Source organism: Xenorhabdus thuongxuanensis, from assembly GCF_001908095.1.
In the GTDB taxonomy this organism is placed as follows: Bacteria; Pseudomonadota; Gammaproteobacteria; order Enterobacterales; family Enterobacteriaceae; genus Xenorhabdus; species Xenorhabdus thuongxuanensis.
This window is the reverse complement of the sequence record NZ_MKGR01000112.1, coordinates 1-486: the sequence shown is the minus strand read 5'-3', so window position 1 is coordinate 486 and position 486 is coordinate 1. Positions and strand designations below refer to the sequence as shown.

1 protein-coding gene is annotated in these 486 nt (G+C 47.7%); it reads right to left on the bottom strand.

The genetic code is table 11. The features are described from left to right. The coding region (locus Xentx_RS18285) for a winged helix-turn-helix domain-containing protein (protein WP_208607614.1) at positions 1 to 486 on the bottom strand (486 nt) is incomplete at both ends.

The following is a 486-nucleotide window of genomic DNA, read 5'->3' as shown; positions in this document are numbered from 1 at the left end:
TCAATGCGTTGTAAATTGAGGGCACCCAGAATATTGAGACGGGTACGACTGCCGGTGGTTTCGACCACTTTGACCTGATTTTTTCCTGCTTTCATCCAGGCATAGCTGAGCTTTGTGGACTGGGTAGGATGCACCGCATCAATAAATAGGATAGGTTCACTCTGACCCACTGCGTTTTTCAGCGATTGGTAATCATCAATAAACTGTTGCTGTTTATCCGCATCAAATTTATGCTGAACGCCCTTTGGTTTCTTGTAGCTGAAACCCTGGCGGTGAAGCCATTTTGTCATTCCGCCTACGCTGAAAGACACCTGCCAACGGGCTTGGACATAGGCCACAATTTGAGTGGTCGTATGCATCAAATTGGCCGTCAAATAATCAATCAGGTCGGTGGTTTGTTCGGCAGAGAGATGGCTTTCAGACCCGCCATTTTCCGGGGTGAGCTTTTCCTGAGCGATGAAATCTTTTAGGTGACGGCTGACCGTA